Origin of the sequence: Planotetraspora phitsanulokensis (assembly GCF_016863295.1) — a bacterium.
GTDB classification, from domain to species: Bacteria; Actinomycetota; Actinomycetes; order Streptosporangiales; family Streptosporangiaceae; genus Planotetraspora; species Planotetraspora phitsanulokensis.
The window spans coordinates 45,582-63,912 of sequence record NZ_BOOP01000047.1 but is presented as its reverse complement, the minus strand read 5'-3'; the positions used below and the strand labels follow the sequence as shown (position 1 = coordinate 63,912).

15 protein-coding genes are annotated in these 18,331 nt (G+C 66.8%); 10 read left to right on the top strand and 5 right to left on the bottom strand.

Annotation, left to right across the window (positions count from 1 at the left end; genetic code table 11):
• Positions 1-25 precede the first annotated feature (25 nt).
• Positions 26-1,588: a beta-N-acetylhexosaminidase gene (locus Pph01_RS38625; RefSeq protein WP_275412928.1), complete on the top strand. Its 1,563-nt coding sequence runs from the start codon at positions 26-28 to the stop codon at positions 1,586-1,588.
• Positions 1,588-4,200, top strand: coding sequence for a glycoside hydrolase family 2 protein (locus Pph01_RS38620; protein WP_204078211.1), 2,613 nt, complete (start codon positions 1,588-1,590; stop codon positions 4,198-4,200). The genes Pph01_RS38625 and Pph01_RS38620 overlap by 1 nt, the downstream gene beginning before the upstream one ends.
• 112 nt (positions 4,201-4,312) lie before the next feature.
• Here Pph01_RS38620 and Pph01_RS38615 read toward each other — a convergent pair whose 3' ends face one another.
• Together Pph01_RS38615 and Pph01_RS38610 are read right to left on the bottom strand one after the other, a co-directional pair.
• Positions 4,313-6,838 carry a X2-like carbohydrate binding domain-containing protein gene (locus Pph01_RS38615; protein ID WP_204078210.1) on the bottom strand — a complete coding sequence of 842 codons (2,526 nt, stop codon included), beginning with the start codon at positions 6,836-6,838 and terminating at the stop codon, positions 4,313-4,315.
• A 1,238-nt stretch (positions 6,839-8,076) separates the two neighbouring features.
• Positions 8,077-8,652 carry a TetR/AcrR family transcriptional regulator gene (locus tag Pph01_RS38610; RefSeq protein WP_204078209.1) on the bottom strand — a complete coding sequence of 192 codons (576 nt, stop codon included), beginning with the start codon at positions 8,650-8,652 and terminating at the stop codon, positions 8,077-8,079.
• A gap of 294 nt (positions 8,653-8,946) precedes the next feature.
• On the opposite strand from Pph01_RS38610, the gene Pph01_RS38605 reads away from it, so the two are divergent.
• The 3 genes from Pph01_RS38605 (at position 8,947) to Pph01_RS38595 (ending at position 11,130) form a co-directional block, all read left to right on the top strand.
• On the top strand, positions 8,947-9,708 hold the full coding sequence (locus tag Pph01_RS38605) for an SDR family NAD(P)-dependent oxidoreductase (RefSeq protein WP_204078208.1): 762 nt from the start codon (positions 8,947-8,949) through the stop codon (positions 9,706-9,708).
• 127 nt (positions 9,709-9,835) lie between these two features.
• Positions 9,836-10,573 carry an SDR family oxidoreductase gene (locus Pph01_RS38600; protein WP_204078207.1) on the top strand — a complete coding sequence of 246 codons (738 nt, stop codon included), beginning with the start codon at positions 9,836-9,838 and terminating at the stop codon, positions 10,571-10,573.
• A 149-nt stretch (positions 10,574-10,722) separates the two neighbouring features.
• Complete coding sequence (locus Pph01_RS38595; RefSeq protein ID WP_204078206.1) at positions 10,723-11,130, top strand: hypothetical protein; 408 nt, start codon at positions 10,723-10,725, stop codon at positions 11,128-11,130.
• Positions 11,131-11,337: 207 nt separating this feature from the next.
• Here the strand turns inward: Pph01_RS38595 and Pph01_RS38590 are convergent, their stop codons facing one another.
• Both Pph01_RS38590 and Pph01_RS38585 read right to left on the bottom strand, forming a co-directional pair.
• On the bottom strand, positions 11,338-11,892 hold the full coding sequence (locus Pph01_RS38590; protein ID WP_204078205.1) for a hypothetical protein: 555 nt from the start codon (positions 11,890-11,892) through the stop codon (positions 11,338-11,340).
• A 180-nt stretch (positions 11,893-12,072) separates the two neighbouring features.
• Complete coding sequence (locus Pph01_RS38585) at positions 12,073-12,840, bottom strand: FadR/GntR family transcriptional regulator (RefSeq protein WP_204078204.1); 768 nt, start codon at positions 12,838-12,840, stop codon at positions 12,073-12,075.
• A gap of 110 nt (positions 12,841-12,950) precedes the next feature.
• On the opposite strand from Pph01_RS38585, the gene Pph01_RS38580 reads away from it, so the two are divergent.
• Positions 12,951-13,319, top strand: coding sequence for a hypothetical protein (locus Pph01_RS38580; RefSeq protein ID WP_204078203.1), 369 nt, complete (start codon positions 12,951-12,953; stop codon positions 13,317-13,319).
• Entirely contained in the window at positions 13,306-14,052 is a 747-nt protein-coding gene (gene phtC / locus Pph01_RS38575) for a 3,4-dihydroxyphthalate decarboxylase (RefSeq protein WP_204078202.1), read from the top strand. The genes Pph01_RS38580 and phtC overlap by 14 nt, the downstream gene beginning before the upstream one ends.
• A gap of 115 nt (positions 14,053-14,167) precedes the next feature.
• On the opposite strand, the gene Pph01_RS38570 is transcribed toward phtC, so the two are convergent.
• Positions 14,168-15,349, bottom strand: coding sequence for an MFS transporter (locus Pph01_RS38570; RefSeq protein ID WP_204078201.1), 1,182 nt, complete (start codon positions 15,347-15,349; stop codon positions 14,168-14,170).
• A 386-nt stretch (positions 15,350-15,735) separates the two neighbouring features.
• Between Pph01_RS38570 and Pph01_RS38565 the strand changes: the two genes are divergently transcribed.
• The 3 genes from Pph01_RS38565 (at position 15,736) to Pph01_RS38555 (ending at position 18,316) form a co-directional block, all read left to right on the top strand.
• Complete coding sequence (locus Pph01_RS38565; protein ID WP_204078200.1) at positions 15,736-15,969, top strand: hypothetical protein; 234 nt, start codon at positions 15,736-15,738, stop codon at positions 15,967-15,969.
• 83 nt (positions 15,970-16,052) lie between these two features.
• A complete protein-coding gene (locus tag Pph01_RS38560; protein ID WP_204078199.1) occupies positions 16,053-17,174 on the top strand; it encodes an ABC transporter substrate-binding protein in 1,122 nt (373 codons plus the stop codon).
• Positions 17,171-18,316, top strand: a complete 1,146-nt coding sequence (locus Pph01_RS38555) for an ABC transporter substrate-binding protein (RefSeq protein ID WP_204078198.1) — start codon at positions 17,171-17,173, stop codon at positions 18,314-18,316. The genes Pph01_RS38560 and Pph01_RS38555 overlap by 4 nt, the downstream gene beginning before the upstream one ends.
• Positions 18,317-18,331 lie beyond the last annotated feature (15 nt).

Genomic DNA, 18,331 nt, shown 5'->3' with positions numbered 1-18,331 from the left:
CATCGGACCCCTGCGGAGGCGTTTGTTGAACGTCCGTCGTGTCCTCGCGATCCTCCTCGTCCCTCTCCTCGTCTCTCTGGCCGCGCCTCCCGCGGTGGCGGCCACAGCGGTCGCGTTCGGTTCGGTCGTCCCGGTACCCGTCACCACGACCGCGACCCCCGGGGTGAGCTACGCCATCACCACCTCGACCGCTGTCTACACCGACCCCGCCGCGGCCGGCATCGGCGACCGGCTCGCCGCACTTCTGCGCCGTTCCACCGGTTATCCGATCCCCGTCGCCCCCGCGCCCGGCACCGGCGGCATCTCCCTCCTGCTGTCCGGCGCCCCCGCCACGGTCGGACCCGAGGGTTACCAGCTTGACGTCACCGGCACGTCGATCGTCATCCGGGCCAACCAGCCGGCGGGCCTCTCCAACGGGGTGCAGACCCTGCACCAGCTTCTGCCCGTCGCGGCCGACAGCGCGACGGTCCAGCCGGGCCCGTGGCCGGTGCCCGGCGGCCACATCGTGGACTACCCGAGGTTCGGCTATCGCGGCGCCATGCTGGACGTGGCCCGGCACTTCTTTCCGGTGGCCGCGGTCGAGCGCTACATCGACCAGCTCGCCCTCTACAAGATCAACTACCTGCACCTGCACCTTTCCGACGACCAGGGCTGGCGCATCGCGATCGGTTCCTGGCCGAATCTGGCGACGTACGGCGGCAGCACCGCCGTAGGCGGCGGACCCGGCGGTTACTACACGCAGGCCGACTACCAGCAGATCGTGGCCTACGCCGCCGCCCGCTTCGTCACGGTCGTCCCTGAGATCGACATGCCGGGTCACACCAACGCGGCGCTGGCGTCCTACCCGGCACTCAACTGCAACGGCGTCGCCCCGCCGCTCTACACCGGCACCGACGTCGGCTTCAGCTCGCTGTGCACCTCCAAGGAGCTCACCTACACCTTCATCGACCAGGTCTTCGGGGAGCTCGCGGCCCTCACACCGGGCCCCTACCTGCACATCGGCGGCGACGAGGCCGCCTCCACCGCGCCCGCCGACTACGCGGCGTTCGTCAACCGGGTCCAGCAGATCGTCGCGGCGCACGGCAAGACCGTCACCGGCTGGCACGACATCGTGAACGCCACACCGTTGCCGTCGACGGTCGCGCAGTACTGGGGAACCACCACCCGCGACTCCGCGGTGGCCACGGCCGCCCAGCGCGGTACGCGGCTCATCATGTCGCCGGCCAGCCGGACCTATATCGACATGAAATACAACTCACGCACGACCCTCGGGCAGAACTGGGCCGGCTACATCGACGTCAAGACCGCCTACGACTGGGACCCCGGCGCCTACCTCAGGGGCGTGGCCGCCTCCTCCGTGCTCGGCGTCGAGGCGCCGCTGTGGACCGAGACCCTCGCCACGAGCGCCGACATCGACTACATGGCCTTCCCCAGGCTCCCGGCGGTGGCGGAGCTGGGCTGGTCGCCGCAGGCGACCCACGACTGGACGGCCTTCAAGCAGCGGCTCGGCGCCCAGGGCCCGCGCTGGCACGTCATGGGCGTCAACTACTACCACTCCACGCAGATCTCCTGGCCGGGCGGTTCCTGATGCGTCGACTCCTCGCGATCCTCGTCTCCACCCTCACCCTGGTACTGGCCATCGGCGTCGTCGACGCCCGCGCGGCCACCGTCACCTCCACCGAGCTGACCTCCGGCTGGGCACTGCGCTCGGCCACCGGACTGTCCGACACCGGCGCGGCCATCTCACAGATCGGCTACTCCACCTCGGGCTGGAACCCTGTCTCACTGCCGTCCACGGTGCTGGCCGGGCTGGTGGCGGACAACGTCTACCAGAACATCTTCTTCGGTCAGAACCTCAAGAACGTCCCCGACCTGACAGGGCAGGACTGGTGGTTCAGGGGCGAGTTCACCGCCGCGGCCACCTCCCCGGGGCAGGTCTACTGGTTGCGCTTCAAGGGCATCAGCTACCGCGCGCAGATCTGGTTGAACGGCACCCAGCTCGACGCCAACGCCGTGGGCACGATGGTCGGCCACGAGTACAACGTGACCGGCGCGATCCACCCCGGCGCGGTCAACGCCCTGGCCATTCGCGTCACGCCCCCGGCACATGACTGCAAGGACCTGTCGTTCTGCACCGTCGACTGGAATCCCGAAGCCCCCGACATGAACGCCGGGCTGTGGGGGAAGACGCTGGTGGACACCACTGGACCCGTCGCTCTGCGCGACCCCTACGTCAAGACCGTCCTGCCGCTGCCCGCCACCAACGCCGCGGACTTGACCGTCTACGTCGACGCGGTCAACGCCACAGCGGCGCCGGTCACCACCACGGTCAACGCCACCATCAGCAAGGCCGGCCAGCCGAGCATCCCGCTCAGCCAGACCGTCACATTGAACGCGAACGAGCGCCGAGAGGTCGCCTTCGCGCCGGTCCACGTCACCAATCCCGTCCTGTGGTGGCCCTACCAGTTCGGGTCGCCGGAGCTCTACCAGCTCAGCGTCTCGGCGACCGCGGGCGGGGCGACCTCCGACACCAAGGGGATCGACTTCGGCATCCGACAGTTCACCGACTACCGGACCACCGTCAACGGCACGTCGTTCGCCGGTTACAAGGTCAACGGCCAGAACATCATGTTCCGCGGCGGCGGCTACATGTGGGACATGCTGCAGCGCTGGGACACCAAGACCAACGCCGCGCACATCAAGTACGTCAAGGACATGGGCCTCAACACCATCCGCCTGGAGGGCACCCTCGGCAACGAGGAACTCTACGACATGGCCGACAAGGCCGGCATCATGGTGATGCCCGGCTTCGTGTGCTGCAGCGCCTGGGAGAACGACAGCGGGTGGTCGGCCGAGCAGGCCCAGGTCGCCCTCGCCTCCCTCGACACCCAGATGCGCGCCACCCGCGCCCACGCCAGCACCTTCCTGTGGACCTACGGCAGCGACCAGCCGCCGACCGCCGCGCACCTGACCGCCTACAAGAACGTCGCAACCGCCCTGCACTGGCAGAACCCGACCCTGGACAACGTCGCCACCTGGTCCAACGCGAACGCCGGGATGAAGATGGACGGTCCGTACGTGTGGGAGCCGCCTGTCCTGTGGTGGGACACCACCAAGGCGGGCAGCGCCTTCGGCACCACGGGCGAGGAGGGCACCGAGTCGCCGCCGCCGCTGGAGAGCGTGCAGCGTTTCCTGGCCCCCGCCGACCAGTGGCCGCTCGGCACGGCCTGGAACTACCACGCGGGCAAGGCCGGCAGCGTCTTCGACAACACCGCCCCGTTCACCGCCGGGCTCAACAGCCGGTACGGCACGGCCACCGGCGCGGCCGACTACTCACGCAAGGCGGAACTGCAGAACTACGAGAACACCAGGGCGTTCTTCGAGGCATGGAACTCCCATGAGTACACCCAGTCCTTCGGCACCATCTTCTGGATGCTCAACAGCGCCTGGCCGTCGGTGCACTGGAATCTGTACGACTACTACTTCAAACCCGGCGGCGGCTACTTCGGCAGCAAGAAGGCCAACGAGCCGGTGCACATCGCCTACGACTACGCCACCAAGAAGGTGTTCGTGGTCAACTCCACCCTCACGGCCCGCAGCGGCCTGACCGCGACGGCGACCCTGTACAACATCCCGGACCTGGCCCAGAAGTACACCACGTCGGTGCCCGTCACCGCCGCGGCCAACTCCTCTACCCAGGTTCTGACCATTCCCACCGTCACCGGCCTGTCCAGCACCTACTTCATCCGCCTCCAGGTCAAGGACGCGAGCGGGGCGACGGTCAGCAACAACCTGTACTGGTACTCCACGACGGCCGACACCCTCGGGAACAAGAGCAACTGGTACCGGACCACGCCCAAGAACTCCGCCAACCTCACCGGGCTGAACAGCCTGCCCAGTAATCCCAACCTGAACGCCACCGCGTCCAGGGCCACCTCGGGCGGCCAGGAAACAGTCACGATCACTCTCACGAACACGAGCGCGACCAACCTCGCCTTCTTCGTCCGCCCCGAGATCACCACGGGCAACGGCGGCACCGAGGTCGTGCCGGTCACCTACACCGACAACTACGTCTCCCTCTGGCCGGGGGAGTCGACCACCGTCACCGCCGCCTACCAGACGGCCGACCTCGGCGGACAAGCCCCCTACCTGCGGTTACGCGGCTACAACATCCCCACCTCCTCCGTCCCTGTCTCCTGAGGTCCTCCCAGGCGACGGCCCGGCCGGAAGCGACCACTCGCATCGGCCGGGCCACGGGGGAGCACGACGGAGGGCCGGGGCGTCGGGTGACGCTCCAGCCCTCCCCGGGTCATCAGGTGGTGTAACGGATGACGTCGGTGCGCATCACGTCGCCCGATGCCTTCACCGCCATGAAGGTGTGCTGCGTCTTTGCGAGCCCTGAGGCACTGAACACCTTCTGCTGCGTCGCGCGGACGTCGCCGTGCGTGTCGACGCGCTTGACGAGTTCGCCGTCGATGTAGATGTCGACGAGACCCTGATCAGGCGTGGTGGCGGTGACCCAGTCGACTCCTGTGCCCGTGAACGTGTACGAGACCGAGTCGCCGTTGTGGTTCGTGGCGTGGACGTCGTCGAGGTGGTCTCCGCGGAACGCGAAGTCCAGTTTCGCCGCACCGACCGGCAGCGTGGCAAGATAGCCGGCCCGCAGGGTCACCGTCGACCCCGACAGGGTGTAGTCGGTCCCCTCCTTGAGTGCTGTGCCATTGAGCGAAACCCCGGCGAACTCACTGCCGTCGCGCAGGAGCTTCACCTGCACGTCCGCGGGGGCCTTCTTGTCGAACGACACCGCCGACGGGTCGATGAGACTCGGCTGGATCACGTCGATGCGATCAAGCAGCATAAATGACCCGGACTTCTTGACGACTTTGAGCGTGTGGCTTCCGTTGGGAAGGTCGTCCACGCTGAACACCGTCTGTTGCGCGAGGCGCGGCTGTCCTGAATCGCGCCCGGTGTTCACGGTCTTCACGAACTGCTCGTCGATGTAGACATCGACGTTCCCCTGCGAGGAGTCCATTTCGGTGATGTAGGAGACACCCGTGCCCACGAAGCTGTACTGGAACGAGTCGCCGTCGTGTTCGGTGTAGTGGACGTCGTCGCCGTAGTCGCCCAGACCCCGTCCGGTGCTTTGCGACCATGATCCCGTGTAGACGATGCCGGGGGCGGTGTCGTTGAGTGTGATGGTCCGAGTCGGGCCAGATGCCGACGGCGGCGCCGCGGTTCCGGTGTCGGTGACGTTGACGTTGAGTGGTTGTGAGGTTGCGGCGACCTCGTTTCCACCGTTGCGGGTCCACTCACCCGCATAGCCGACGCGCAGCGCGTCGTCGTTGACAGCGACTTCTGCGCCGGACTGCGGTGTCACCTTGAGGAGCCGTACGCCGTGGATGGGGACATCCGAGGCGGTGAACCCGGTGCGGAAACGACCGAGGTTCTTGCGCGCCCACAGGTCGCGCACAGTGGCGGTGCCGGTCAGACCGATATCGGTCCAGTTCGCGGTGATGTCCTTTTCAGTCCGGCCGAGGTTGAACAGCGCGACGGTGTAGCTGCCGTCGGAGTTGAGCGCGTACCAGACCTGTTGCTGAGTCGCGGTGGAGACCGGGCGCGCCGGCGTACCTGCTTGGTCGACGGCGATGACCTCCGGGTTGGTGAGGAGACTGAGCCCGTAGGAGTCGAGGTCCGTCAGGTCGTTGCCGGTGTACAGCGGCGCGGCGGAGGTCGCCCACAGGGTCATCGCGGTCTGCCGTTCGTCGCGGGTCAGACCGTCCATCGTGCCGTTGCCGACGTCAAGCGAGTCGAGGTCGTTCCAACCGCCGTTTCCGCCGTTGCGCCACCATGTCGCCTCGGTCGGGAAAAGCCGGGCGATGTTGTCCCAGTTGGTGAGTGCGTCATGGGCGCAGTAGCACTCGACGTCCCACTGGATCCGCCAGCCGTTGGCCATGGATCGCCAGTAGTCCGCGTAGTTCGGGTCGAGCGCCCACGAGAGTTCGAACCAGATCTTGTGCGCCTTGAGCGCTTTCGACCACGCGGCGACATCGTCTCGGGCGTCAAGCGAGAGGTCGCTCACCCCGGATCCGGGGGTGACGCTGTCGAACTTGACGAAGTCGACACCCCACTGCGCAAGCAGGTCGACGATCGAGTCGATGTACTTCTGTGAGCACGGGTTCGAGAAGTCGATCCTGTAGCCGATCTTCCAGTAGTCGGAGGGGCGGAGCGGTTGCGCGGCGACGTCGTGCGTCGTGCACCCTGGGGCTCCGGCGATCGGCAGGTTGGCGTTGTAAACGTCGGGGGAGATGCCCGGGATCATGTAGACCCCGAACTTCTGGCCGTTCGCGTGGATGTGGTCGATGACCTTCTGCAGGCCTTGCGGATAGAGCGTGGCGCTGGGCTTGGGCCGCCCGTTGGCGTCAACCCCGTCGTTCCATCCCGCATCGACGTTGATGTAGTCATAGCCGTACTTCTGCAGCTTGGCGTGCATCGCGTCGGACTGCTTGATGAGTTGGTCGCCGGTGATCCACTTCCCGTTGCCGGAGTAGACCTGCATGCTGTAGCTGCTCCACCCCATGTACGGCCGCGTCGCCCACGGGTCGGCGGTGGAAGCGAGTGGCTTCCTGGGCGTCGGTGTCGGCACCGTGTCGGACGACGGCGTTGGCGAGGGAGTGGGGTTTGTGCTCGGTGGTGCGGTCGCGGACGCCGTCAGGGCGGTGGCGGCCGGGTCGGATTGGGTTGCGGCCGCCGGCATGACCGCGCCGAGCGTGAGCCCGACGGCCATCGCCGCGACGCTCATCACCGTGAGCGCTGGACGCGCCCTCGTGTGTCGTTTCATGCGAGATCTTTCTCCTCTTCGTGTGGTCCGGGGCACGATGCCCGTGGACCAGCGGCGGTGGGCCGTCCGGTGCAGCGATCAGCGGTGGCAGCCTCGTGATGTCGAGGTGCGTCGCCTGCTGCGAGTCGAGGGTGGGCAGTGGAATGCCTGCGACGGCGAGCACCGAGCCGGGTAGCTCAGCGCCGTCGACGTGCGCGAGGGCGAGATCGCGGGGGTCGCACTGGCCCGCCGCGCGCCGGCGAGAGGCTCATCGACCGGCCCAAGATGAGCTCCCCAGTGGAGTGCTCGCGGCATCCGGCCGGCCGCATCGGCAACCAGTGAAGACCCGGCTGCTCGCAAGGTCAGAACGGCGTCACTGCCGTCGCGCATGAATGGGCTCCTGACGATTCACGTCTACGCTGCCGATGCAAACCACCGGCCCAATGCCGCCAACTTTGATCATTTCGCCTGGTCAAGCTGCGGGTGCCGCCACCGTCGCCGCCGCGCGGTTGGAAGTGGAGGCGGAACGCGCGGCCGACGCCACTCCGGCGTCCACGGTCGACATCCGTGAGCCCGACCTGATCAAGGGAGGTCGCCTGGCGCCTGGCGGAACTCGCCCAGAAAGCCTCTCTGCGTAGACGACGTATCACGCGATGAAGCGAGGGGGGTTAGTGATCGCGCGCGGTGGCCGGGGGAAACGGCACGGAGGGCGACAGCGGGCATCGGGGTCCTCAAAGTCTGGCGGGCAAGCCGGTGAGTGCCGCTGAGCGTAGGGCTCGTTCACCCCTATAATCAATACTTGACGAAGGAAATTATTAAGCCGACGTTTCGGGCCATGTCCACCGAGGCCGGCACTGGCGCTCTTAGAGAGACTTCGCCTCCTACGGCCACGCCAGCAGGACCGGATGCCTCATCGCCGCCCGGCGACCACAGACAAACCCTGCGTTTCCACTGTCAGTTGCCACTTGATCTGAGGCACGACGCAGCTCTCGAGCTGGGATGCCTCATGATCAGTGGGACCACAGATTGGGCGAATGTCCTCGGCGCGGAGCTGGGTGACGGCGGCGTCCAAGTAGCGGGTGTTGAACAGCACGAGTGCGTTCAGCACCAGGCCCGGCGCCCCGATCTGATCCCCGTTCTGCGAACGGTATCCGCATGTACGAGTGCTGACCTCGCTGTCATCACGGCAGATCGCGCGGCACGCCGGGCCTTGCGCCGGCTTGTCAGGGAGCCAAGGTGTTTTGGGCGCTGCTGCCGTGTCAGTGCCGGGCGGTGCTCAGTCCGTCCAGGGTGAGGTCGAGGAGGCGTTCGGCCTGCTCTCGCTGTTCGGGTTTTCCGGAGGCGAGTGCGATGCCGGTGAGGGCGGCGAACATGTCGGTCGCGCTGACGTCCGAGCGGATGGTGCCGGCTTTGACCCCGGCATCCAGAAGGGCGGCCAGAGCGGCCAGCATCATCTCGTGGCTCTGGGCGTATGGGTTGACGCCTGTGTCGACAAGGGCCCGCAGGGCCTCGGCCATGCCGAGTTTGGCGGTCGCGTAGTCGATGAAGCGGCCCATCCAGGCACGCATGGCCTCCCGCGGTGGCATCGTGTCCAGAAGATCGGGGGCGGCGTCACACAACTTTGCCAGCTCGTTGCGGTAGGCGGCCTCGATGAGGATCTCCCGGGTCGGGAAGTTCCGGTACAGAGTGCCGCTGCCGACGCCGGCCTCTTTGGCGATGCGCTCCAGGTGCGCGTCCAGTCCCTGTTCGGTGAACACGCGCACCGCGGCGGAGAGAATCTTGTCCCGATTGCGCTGCGCGTCGGCCCGCAGGGGGCGCCCTGTCTCTCTGGCCATCGGCGGTCTCCTGTCGTGCCCGGTTTGCTAAGCGGCGACGCCTCCACTTATAGTCGGAGAAGCGGCGACGCCTCCACTTAACTGTAGGGCACCCGCCGCCCGCATCCACTGCGCGCAACCGGAACGGCGCCTTCAACCTCGCGCCTCTCGGCCACCTCAGGCGGCCGCCGCTACCGGTTCCGGGAGTAAGGGACGCCATCCCCGGCCCTGTCGTCGTGGTTCCGGCTTTACATCCCATGACGGTCCCCACCCACCAAGAACCGAGTGGGGAATCGACACATCACAGGAGAAGAATTGAATCTCTCGCTCGAAGGCAAGGTCGCCCTCATCACGGGCGGCGCATCGGGGGTCGGCCTGGGCATCGCCCAGGAGTTCGTGGCCAACGGCGCTCACGTGGTCATCACTGACCTGCAGCAGAAGCACCTGGACGAAGCGGTCGCGGCGATCGGGCCGAACTGCTCAGGAATCGTCGCGGACGTCACGAGACTCGCCGACATGGAGGCCGCCTACGGGAAGGTGAAGGAGCGGTACGGGCGGCTCGACGCGGTCGTCGCCAACGCCGGTATCGGTGCGCACGCTCCACTCGCCGCGATCACCGAGGAGGAGTTCGACTGGACCTTCAACGTCAACGCCAAGGGCGTCCTGTTCACCGTGCAGCCCGCGCTGCCGCTGCTGCCACCCGGCGGAACGGTCGTCATCATCGGGTCGACGGCATCCATCCAGCCGCCGCGTGGGATGAGCATGTACGGCGGCGCCAAGGCCGCGGTGCGCAACTTCATCCGGGCCTGGATCCAGGACGTCAAGGGATCGGGCATCCGGATGAACATCCTCAGCCCCGGAGCGGTCGACACCGCCTCCCTGCGCAATGCGCTGACGATGGCACAGGGAGCCGACCAGGTCGATGCCACGATCAAGACCATGGGCGAAGGCAATCCCACCGGACGGATCGCCGACCCACGCGAGATGGGCAAGGCTGCGGTGTTCCTCTGCAGCGACGCCTCCAGCTTCATCACCGGCGTGGAACTGTTCGCCGACGGCGGCATGGCGCAGGTGTGACAACCAGCGCCAGGTCGATCGGCGCACCACCCAGTGCGGACCCGTCCCATCGGCGAAGCAGGCCATCAAGCGCCTGCCGGCCGGTGAGGTCGTGTCCGGCCAAAGCGAAGTGAAGGGAAGAAACTCCATGTCGGGAATCGAAGACAAGGTCGTCGCCATCACGGGAGCGGGCGGCGGCATCGGCGCGGCGACCGCACTGATGCTCGCTGAGCGCGGCGCGAAAGTCGTGCTCGGGGACCACCGCGCCGATGGCATCCAGGCTGTGGCGGCCCGCATCGCGGACGCCGGCGGCCAAGCCGTCTTCGTCCAGGCGGACGTGACGCACCGCGAGGACCTGGCCGCCCTGGTCATGCTGGCGCGCGAACGGTACGGCAAGCTCGACGTCCTGGTCAGCAACGCCGGAGTGGGACCGATCGCGCCTTTGGACGACCTGCGCGTGGCGGAGTGGGAGCTGATGATCGACGTCAACATCAAGGGCGTCTTGTACGGCATCGCGGCGGCGCTACCGGTATTCCGCGAGCAGGCTTTCGGGCATTTCGTGAACATCGCCTCCACGGCCGCGTACACCACGGTGCCGAACCAGGCGGTCTACTCCGGCACGAAGTATGCCGTGCGCGCCATCTCCGAGGGCTTGCGGAAGGAGGCCGGCGGCACGCTGCGCGTAACGATTGTCTCGCCGGGCTTCGTCCGGACGAACTTCGTGGAGTCCGTCCAGAACGCGGACGTGCGAGCCCAGCTCATCGAGTCCCGGGACAAGTTCGCGGTGCCGCCCGAGGCGATCGCCCGCGCTATCGCGTTCGCGATCGAACAGCCGGCCGAGGTGGATGTGAACGAGGTCGTCGTCCGTCCCACCGCGCAGAGCTGAACCTCGGTGCCGGCTTCCTGCCGGGTCTGGGCACCCTCTCGGTCCGGACCGCTTCCGCCGAGCACTGGGTGTTCACCCTGAACCGGTCTGCGACGCGGATAGCGTGCCCATGATCGAGTAGGTTTCCCCATGAGGCTACGCTGGCATTCATGAATGGTGCATCCGGCCCCGTGCACCAGCCGCGGCAGAAAGTCGGTTTCCTCTTCGTACGGAACGTGGTCGTTGTACTGCTCCCGCTGTTTGCGGTGTGGCCGCTGATGTCAGGAGTCGAGGCCGGCGACCGGCAGGCCGCCGAACAAGTCTGCGCCCAGCACAGCATGGTGGTGAGGACGCTGGATTACCCTCGCAAAGGGGCTCAGGCCACGGGGGTGACATGCACCCCCGCCGGACGGTGGGACGACCAGCACGCCTACGCGCTGTCCGAATCGGGGCTTCCAGGGCTGTTGGGTGGGTTTTTTGTACCGTTCGTGTGCCTGGTCTACCTCGCGTCCGGGTGCTTGACGCTGGCGGCGTGGAATGTGATCGCCCGTCTTCTCCGCGCCCGATCAGCACGGTGACTTGCCCTGCGGCCGCGGGCGGCGACGTGGCGATCGGCGCGGCTGGTCCCCGCATTGGTGATCCAGTCCGAACACCACCCGAAAGATCCGCGAGTACCTGAACCCCGCCCAACTTCGAAGAGCCCGTTTTTGGGCCGTATCGGCGGAACGCGTGATCACGCTTTCGTCGCGCACGTCCTGCCGCGATCAGAGCGTCGGCACGCGCGTTCAGGAATAGTCACTCTCGTCGTACTTCCCCAGGTCGAGCAGGCGGCGGATCGTGTTTCCCGCGTCCGCCCCGTTGTGCCGTGCGGCTTTCAGCACCTGCTGAATCAGCGCGTCCTGGGTCTGCGCCTTCGCGGCCTCGAGCCAGTACGGCTGTGCCTTGAGCGATTCGGCCCGCAGCTCCTTGATGGGCGTGCGCACAGCAGCGGGCCACTTCGTATTCGCAAGCCGGCTGATCTGGGTCTTGTTCGCCGCGGCGACCTTGGCCGCCGACGTTCGCAGGGTCGCGATCGGCTGGCCGCCGTTGACCGCCTGTTCCAGGCTCTCGAGCGCGACGTTGTAAGGCTTGACGATGGCCAGATAGCGAACGGCCGCCTGCTTCGCGGTCATCGGCGCCGGGCCCGAGGTGGCCCTCTGCGTCGGGCTGGCCACCGCAGTCTGGGTCACCGCCGAGTCTCCGGCGGGCCCGCTCGAACACCCACTCACCGCGACGAGGCCGGCGACGGCGAGGGCCGTCAGAAAGGTACGAATGGGGACCAGTCGTACGATGCCGTCCATCGTCACATCACGTCCAGTAGCCGATTATCGACGCCAATGATCCGGGCCGCTCCAGCGCTGTCGACTCGCCGGGCGACAGTGGCTGGGCCGGGTGGCAGACACCCGACCGATGATTGCGGAACGCCAGTCCTGGAGCAAATCGGATGAAAGCACCATCTGCGCTCCCGCCGACACCGGCCGTCAGCACGCCGGAGTGTTCGGGGCGACCCGGTCAGCGGTGCGCTGGAGATGGGCCCGCATGATCGCCGCGGCCTGGTCGACGTCGCGGCGCTCGATGGCGTCGACGAACTCACGATGTTCGGTGCTGCCGAGGAGGCCCATCACGGGTGCGGCGACCTTCGCCTCTTCGAGTGACATCAGCAGTGGTCCGTGGAAGCTTTTGACCAGCATCTCGATCGCCGCATTGTGCGTGCATGCCGCGACCCGCACATGGAACTCGGCGGACAACGTCATCGAGTAGGACTCGTCCTTCAGGGCGTCCTGCTGCCTGTCGCAAATCTCCTTGAGCGCGGCGATGTCCTCGGGGGTCGCGCGGTCGACCACGATGGGGACAATCCCGAGCTCGAAGACCATGCGGGCCTCCGTCACCTCCGCCGCCGTGAGCGGACTGAGCTTGAGCAGGGTAGCCAACCCCTCACCCACACGCGCGCTCGAAGGCGTGGACACGAACGCTCCGCCGCGCGCCCCGACCCGGATCTCGATCAGGCCGCTGGACTCCAGGACCCGCAGCGCCTCCCGGACCGTGACACGGCTCACGCCGAACTGTTCACACAGATCCCGTTCGCTCGGAAGCCTGTCGTCGGTCTTGAGGCGGCCCTGCTGGATGAGCAGGCGGATCTGATCGACGATGACCTGGGAAACACGCACCGCGCTGACCGGGCTGAACAGGCCCACCCCTGCTGCCGAACCCGCTCTGCCCGACTTGGTCTTGCGCTGTTCGACGGTCATGCGTCCATCCTCCAGCATCGGGTGATCTGATTGTGCCTTGTTGACACTCTACGGCCTGACCGACAGTATGGTCATACCAATAGCCCTAAGCTTCCCAGGGGAATGCACATATGGGCACAGCACCCGAGGTTTCCTTTTCCGAACTGGCAAAGGAGACGAAGTACACATCTGAGTTGGGACCTCAAATATACGAGCCCAGCCGACATCGAGATCCGCGGATCTTCGGGCGCGGTTGGGTGTTCGTCGCCCACGAGTCCGCCACATCCCGCCGCGAGGACCGCCATCGCATCGATCATCATGGTGTCGAGTCGGCCGTCGAGATCATCCAAGCCGAGCGCCACCCGCTCGAGCGGTTGAGCACGCACCGGTTCCTCCTACAAACGGCGCACGACGCGTTGCGCGTCACCGGCGACAGGACGGATCCGAGAGCCACCCATGTCGGCATCCGCCCAACGGAGAAGCACCATGACGCTCCCTGACGACCTCACCCCTCTGCGTCGCAAGATCGCGCTGGCCTGCCGAATCCTGGCGAACGCCGGGCTCGCGGAGGACATCCTGGGTCACGTGAGCGTGCGTGTCGGACCCGACACGATGCTGGTGCGCTGCCGTGGCCCACAGGAAGAGGGACTGCTGTTCACCCTCGACGACGACGTGCGACTGGTCGACTTCGGGGGCGAGGGCGGCGATCTCGGCCCCTGGGCGGTCCCGAACGAGTTGCCCATCCACGCTGAGGTGTTGCGCGCCCGCCCCGACGTCGATGTCGTACTCCATTGCCACCCCCCGTCGATCCTGGTCGCGGGCGTTGAGGAGATCCCGTTGCGGCCGGTCTTCGGCGCCTACAACATCCCCGCGGCACGGATGGCCCTGGACGGCGTCCCCGTCTACCCCAGGGCCGTCCTCGTCCGGCGCCCGGAACTGGGACGGGAGTTGGCCGATGCCATGGGAGGGTCAGCCGTGTGCGTCATGCGGGGGCACGGGATCACCACGCTCGGGTCGGGTGAGCACGCGGTGGAGCAGGCCGTCTCGCGGGCGTTGAGCCTGGACGTACTGGCCCGCGTCAGCGTCGAGCGGGCACGGCTCGGTGACCGGGCCGCGGACCTCTCCGCAGAGGACATCGCGGAGCTTCCCGACCTTGGCTCGTCGTTCAACGACGTGAACATCTGGCGTCACCATGTCGCCAGGCTGCGGCTGGCCGGGCTGGCGCTCGACTGACCTGTCCGTCACGCGCGCCCTGCGCCGTCCGCGTCTGACCGGGCTCGCGATCGACTGACCTGTCCATCACGCGTTCCTTGGGCCCGGCCGCGTCTGGCCGGGCTCGACTGACCGGTCACTCCTCGCGCCGGGCGCGCACCTTCCGCAACCACGGCAACACCGCGAGGCCTGCCAGCCCCGCCGAGATCCCGGCCAGCAGGAGCCCGGCACGAGGTCCCCACTGCTCGCACACCCACCCCGTGATCGGGGCTCCCAGGGGAGTGCTTCCGAGAAAGACCAGGCTGTGCAGGGCGATCACCCGTCCCTGCAAGGTGGGATCCGTCCTGATCTGCAACAGCGTGCGGGCGAGCGTGTTGAAGCAGATGTTCGCGATACCGAGAGCGACGATCGCCGCCATCGCCAGGGCGAGTGCGGGAGCGGCCGCGGCGGCGACGTTCACGCCGGCGAAGGCGAACGTCCACAGCAGCAGAGACCACGCGGTGGCGTCCACGCGCGCGGCGCTCGCGAGGGCACCGAGCACTGCGCCGACTCCGAGAGCGGACGTGAGCCAGCCGTAGACCTCGGGGCCTCCGCCGAAGGTCTCGCGGGCGAGCAGGGGGAACACGACGCGGAAGTTCTGCCCGAGCAGCGCCACCACGGCGACGAGGAACAGGCACGCGCGTAACTCCGGGTGCTCCCAGACATATCGCAGGCCCTGCCTGGCCTGACCCTTCGCTCGGGGAAGGGCCGGAACCCGGTGCAGTTCCTTGGGGTTCATGCGCGCGAGCCCGAGCAGGACCGCCGCGAACGACAGCGCGTTGACCGCGAATGCCGCACCGACGTCGACGGTCGCGATCAGGACCCCGGCGACAGCAGGGCCGACGAGGCGGCCGGCATTGTGCACCGTCGAGTTCAGGGCCTGCGCGTTCACGTAGTTCTCCGGACTGACCATCTCGGTGATGAAGGCCTGTCGCGCGGGCGTGTCGAGCACGGTGACGAAACCGAGCCCGAGGGTGAGCGCGTAGACCATCCAGAGCTGCACCAGGTCGCTCAGCACGAGGACCGCGAGGGCGGCCGCGAGGACGGCGCTGGCCGCCTGCGTCGCCATGATCGTGCGGCGCCGGTCGAGCCGGTCGACGAGGACGCCTCCCCACAGGCCGAACAAGAGGGTGGGCAGGAACTGCAGCGCGGTCGAGATCCCGAGTGCGACGGGGGAGTCTGTCAGTTCGAGCACCAGCCAGTCCTGCGCAACCCGCTGCATCCAGGTTCCGATCACGCTCACCGCGTGACCGGCGAAGAAACGTCGGTAGTTGGGCACGGTGAGTGAGCGGAACACACGCCGATGGGCTGTGCGGGATCGGACGAGGAACGTGTCACCTGCTGAGCCCACCGAGAGCCTCCTCCCCGAATGAGGCTAATGGTATTACCTTTTCCCCTTCAAGGAAGGGGTCTGGGGCCACTTCTTCCGACTCCCGTCGCCAGACAGGCCGCCCTCGCCACGTCCTGGCGTGCGCCGGCCGATAGATCGCCGTACGGCCGACGAGGCCCTGTTCGATCTTGGTGTGGGGGAGCGGACGGGCGTCTATCAAGAGGCCAGATTCAGGACTTGTCCGCCATGTAACGGTCCGGTAAAAGTATGGCCCAAGGGTTAGACCTTTAGTCCGCTGAGGTGTCTACTCGGGTCACTCGCCAAAGGAGGGCAAAATGCGCGATGACGATCTGCCCGGAGTGCCGGCCAACGAGCGGAACCGGGACCTGTCGGAGATCGCCGCTCGTGACGAGTTCAACGGGGAGAATGCTCCGCTCAAGGGACTCGCGCTCCCGTGCGACCTGCGGAGGATGGATCTGCCGGAACGCCCCTGGCGTGACATCGCGCCCCCGCGCCGGCCGTGGCACCAGCGCTTCAACCTGACCCAGTCCGGCATGGGCGTGATTTAAACAGTATTTCTCGCGGGGGGGAGAAACGTGCATCCGCCGGGTCGGGGCTCACACCGACTCGCCGAGCTCGCGGGAGAGCATCAATGCAACACCAGAGAATCCTCGGATCGGTGGCTGCGGCCGCCGTCGTCCTCTTCCTTGGGGCCTGTGGCGCCTCGCCGACCGCTGGAGGCCCTGCGGCCAACGGAGCCAACAATTCCAGCACGAAAGCTCAGCAGGTTTACGACCGCATCAACGGGCTCACCAGTGACGAACGGACCAAGACCCTCCTCGATCTCGCGAAGAAGGAGGGCACCCTTTCGATCTACACCTCGAACACCGACCTGGACAAGGTCATCGACGGGTTCGAGAAGGCGTACCCAATCGACGTGCAGGTCTATCGGGGTAACTCCGAGTCGGTCCTTCAGCGCGTGATTCAAGAGCAGCAGGCGAACTACGACGGCAACGATCTCGTCGAGACGAACGCCGGCGAGCTCAACATCATGAACGACCAGAAGATGCTCTACCCGTACGAAGGCGCGCTGCGCGACGCCGTACGCAAGGAGGGCCAGGCCGACGGCTGGACCGCCACCCGGTTCAACGTGTTCGTGATCGGCTGGAACACCACCAAGGTGAAGCCCGGCGAGGAGCCGAAGTCGTTCGAGGAGCTCGCCGACCCGAAGTGGAAGGGACGCATCTCACTGGAGGTCGGCGACGTCGACTGGTTCGCCGCCATGTACAAGTACTACCTCGACCAGGGCAAGACCGACGCGGAGGTCCGCGACCTGTTCAAGCGGGTCGCCGCCAACGCGAAGATCGCCAAGGGGCACACGGCGCAGGGTGAGCTGCTCTCTGCGGGACAGTTCGCGCTGACCGCCTCCTCCTACAGCCACACGATAGACAAGGCCGCCGACCAGGGCGCCCCGGTGAGCTGGCATCCGGCCTCGGGAACTCCGATCCAGCCCATCGTGATACGCCCCAACGGCGTGGCCCTGATGAAGACGGCGGTCCACCCGGCAGCGGCGATGCTGTTCGTCGACTACGAGCTCTCCGAGGGCCAGAAGATCCTCCACGAGTCCTTCCGGGTCGGCTCGATCCCCACGGCGAACGATCCACTGGCCGGACTCACCTCGATTTCCGTGCCCGAGAAGGAAATGCTCGACGATCCCAAGAAGTGGGACGCGCTCTACGAAGAAGTCGTCCAGTCAGGCCAGGAGGTCAAGTGAACACCGCACCCCCCCTGTCGGGCCGCCGTATGCCCGCGAAGCGCGCGGTAGTCTCAGGATCCGCACTCGTGCTCCTGCTCGCAGGCTGCGGAGGCTCGCCCACGGCCACCGCACCACAGGCCACGACCGCCGGCGGGCCCACCGCGGCAGAGAAGCTCTACGCCGAGGTCAACGGCATGACCGGTCAGCAGCGGCGCGACAAGCTCGTCCCGCTCGCCGAGAAGGAAGGCGCGCTCGACCTCTACACGTCCATGACGAGCGATGTGGCCGACGTGGTCATCAATGCCTTCGAAGACCAGTACAACGTTACGGTGAACCTCTACCGCGCCGGGTCGGAGACGGTGCTCCAGCGCGTCGTGCAGGAGCAGAAGGCCCACTACCAGGGCAACGACGTGGTGGAGACCAACGCGACCGAACTGTTCGACCTGAACACCGAGGGCGTTCTCGCAACGTACGACGGTGAGCGGCGCCGCATGGTCCCGGACGCGGGTCGGCAGGAGGGATGGACGGCGACGCGGTTCAACCTGTTCGCGCCGAGCTGGAACACCAAGCTTGTCACTCCGGACCAGGCGCCGAAGACCTGGGAGGACCTCGCCGACCCCAAGTGGGACGGCAAGCTGTCCATGGAGCTCAGCGACTCCGACTGGTACCTGACCCTCTACGGGTACTGGAAGAAGCAGGGTAAGACCGACGACGAGATCAACAAGCTCTTCAGCGACATGGCCACGGGCGCGAAGGTCGTCAAGGGCCACACCGTGCAGGGCCAGTTGTTGTCCGCCGGCCAGTTCTCAGTCGCCGCCTCCAACTACTCCTACATCGTCGAACAGGCCAAGGCCAAGGGCGCGCCCGTCGACTACCTGCCCTACGTCGAACCGGTCATCGCCCGCCCCAACGGCATCGGGCTGATGAAGACGGCCAAGCATCCCGCCGCGGCGATGCTGTTCACGGACTGGCTGCTTCAGGAGGGCCAGGCGGTCCTCGTGAAGGAGGGGCTCACCCCCGCCATCGTCGAGGGAGACGATCCCCTCAAGGATGTGGAGATCATCCCGATCGACGTCCAGGAGCTGACGAAGAACGGCGACGAGTGGAACAAGCGATACGACCAGGTCATCTCCAACGGTGAGCAGGTCGAAGGAAATTGAGTCACCAAGCGCGCG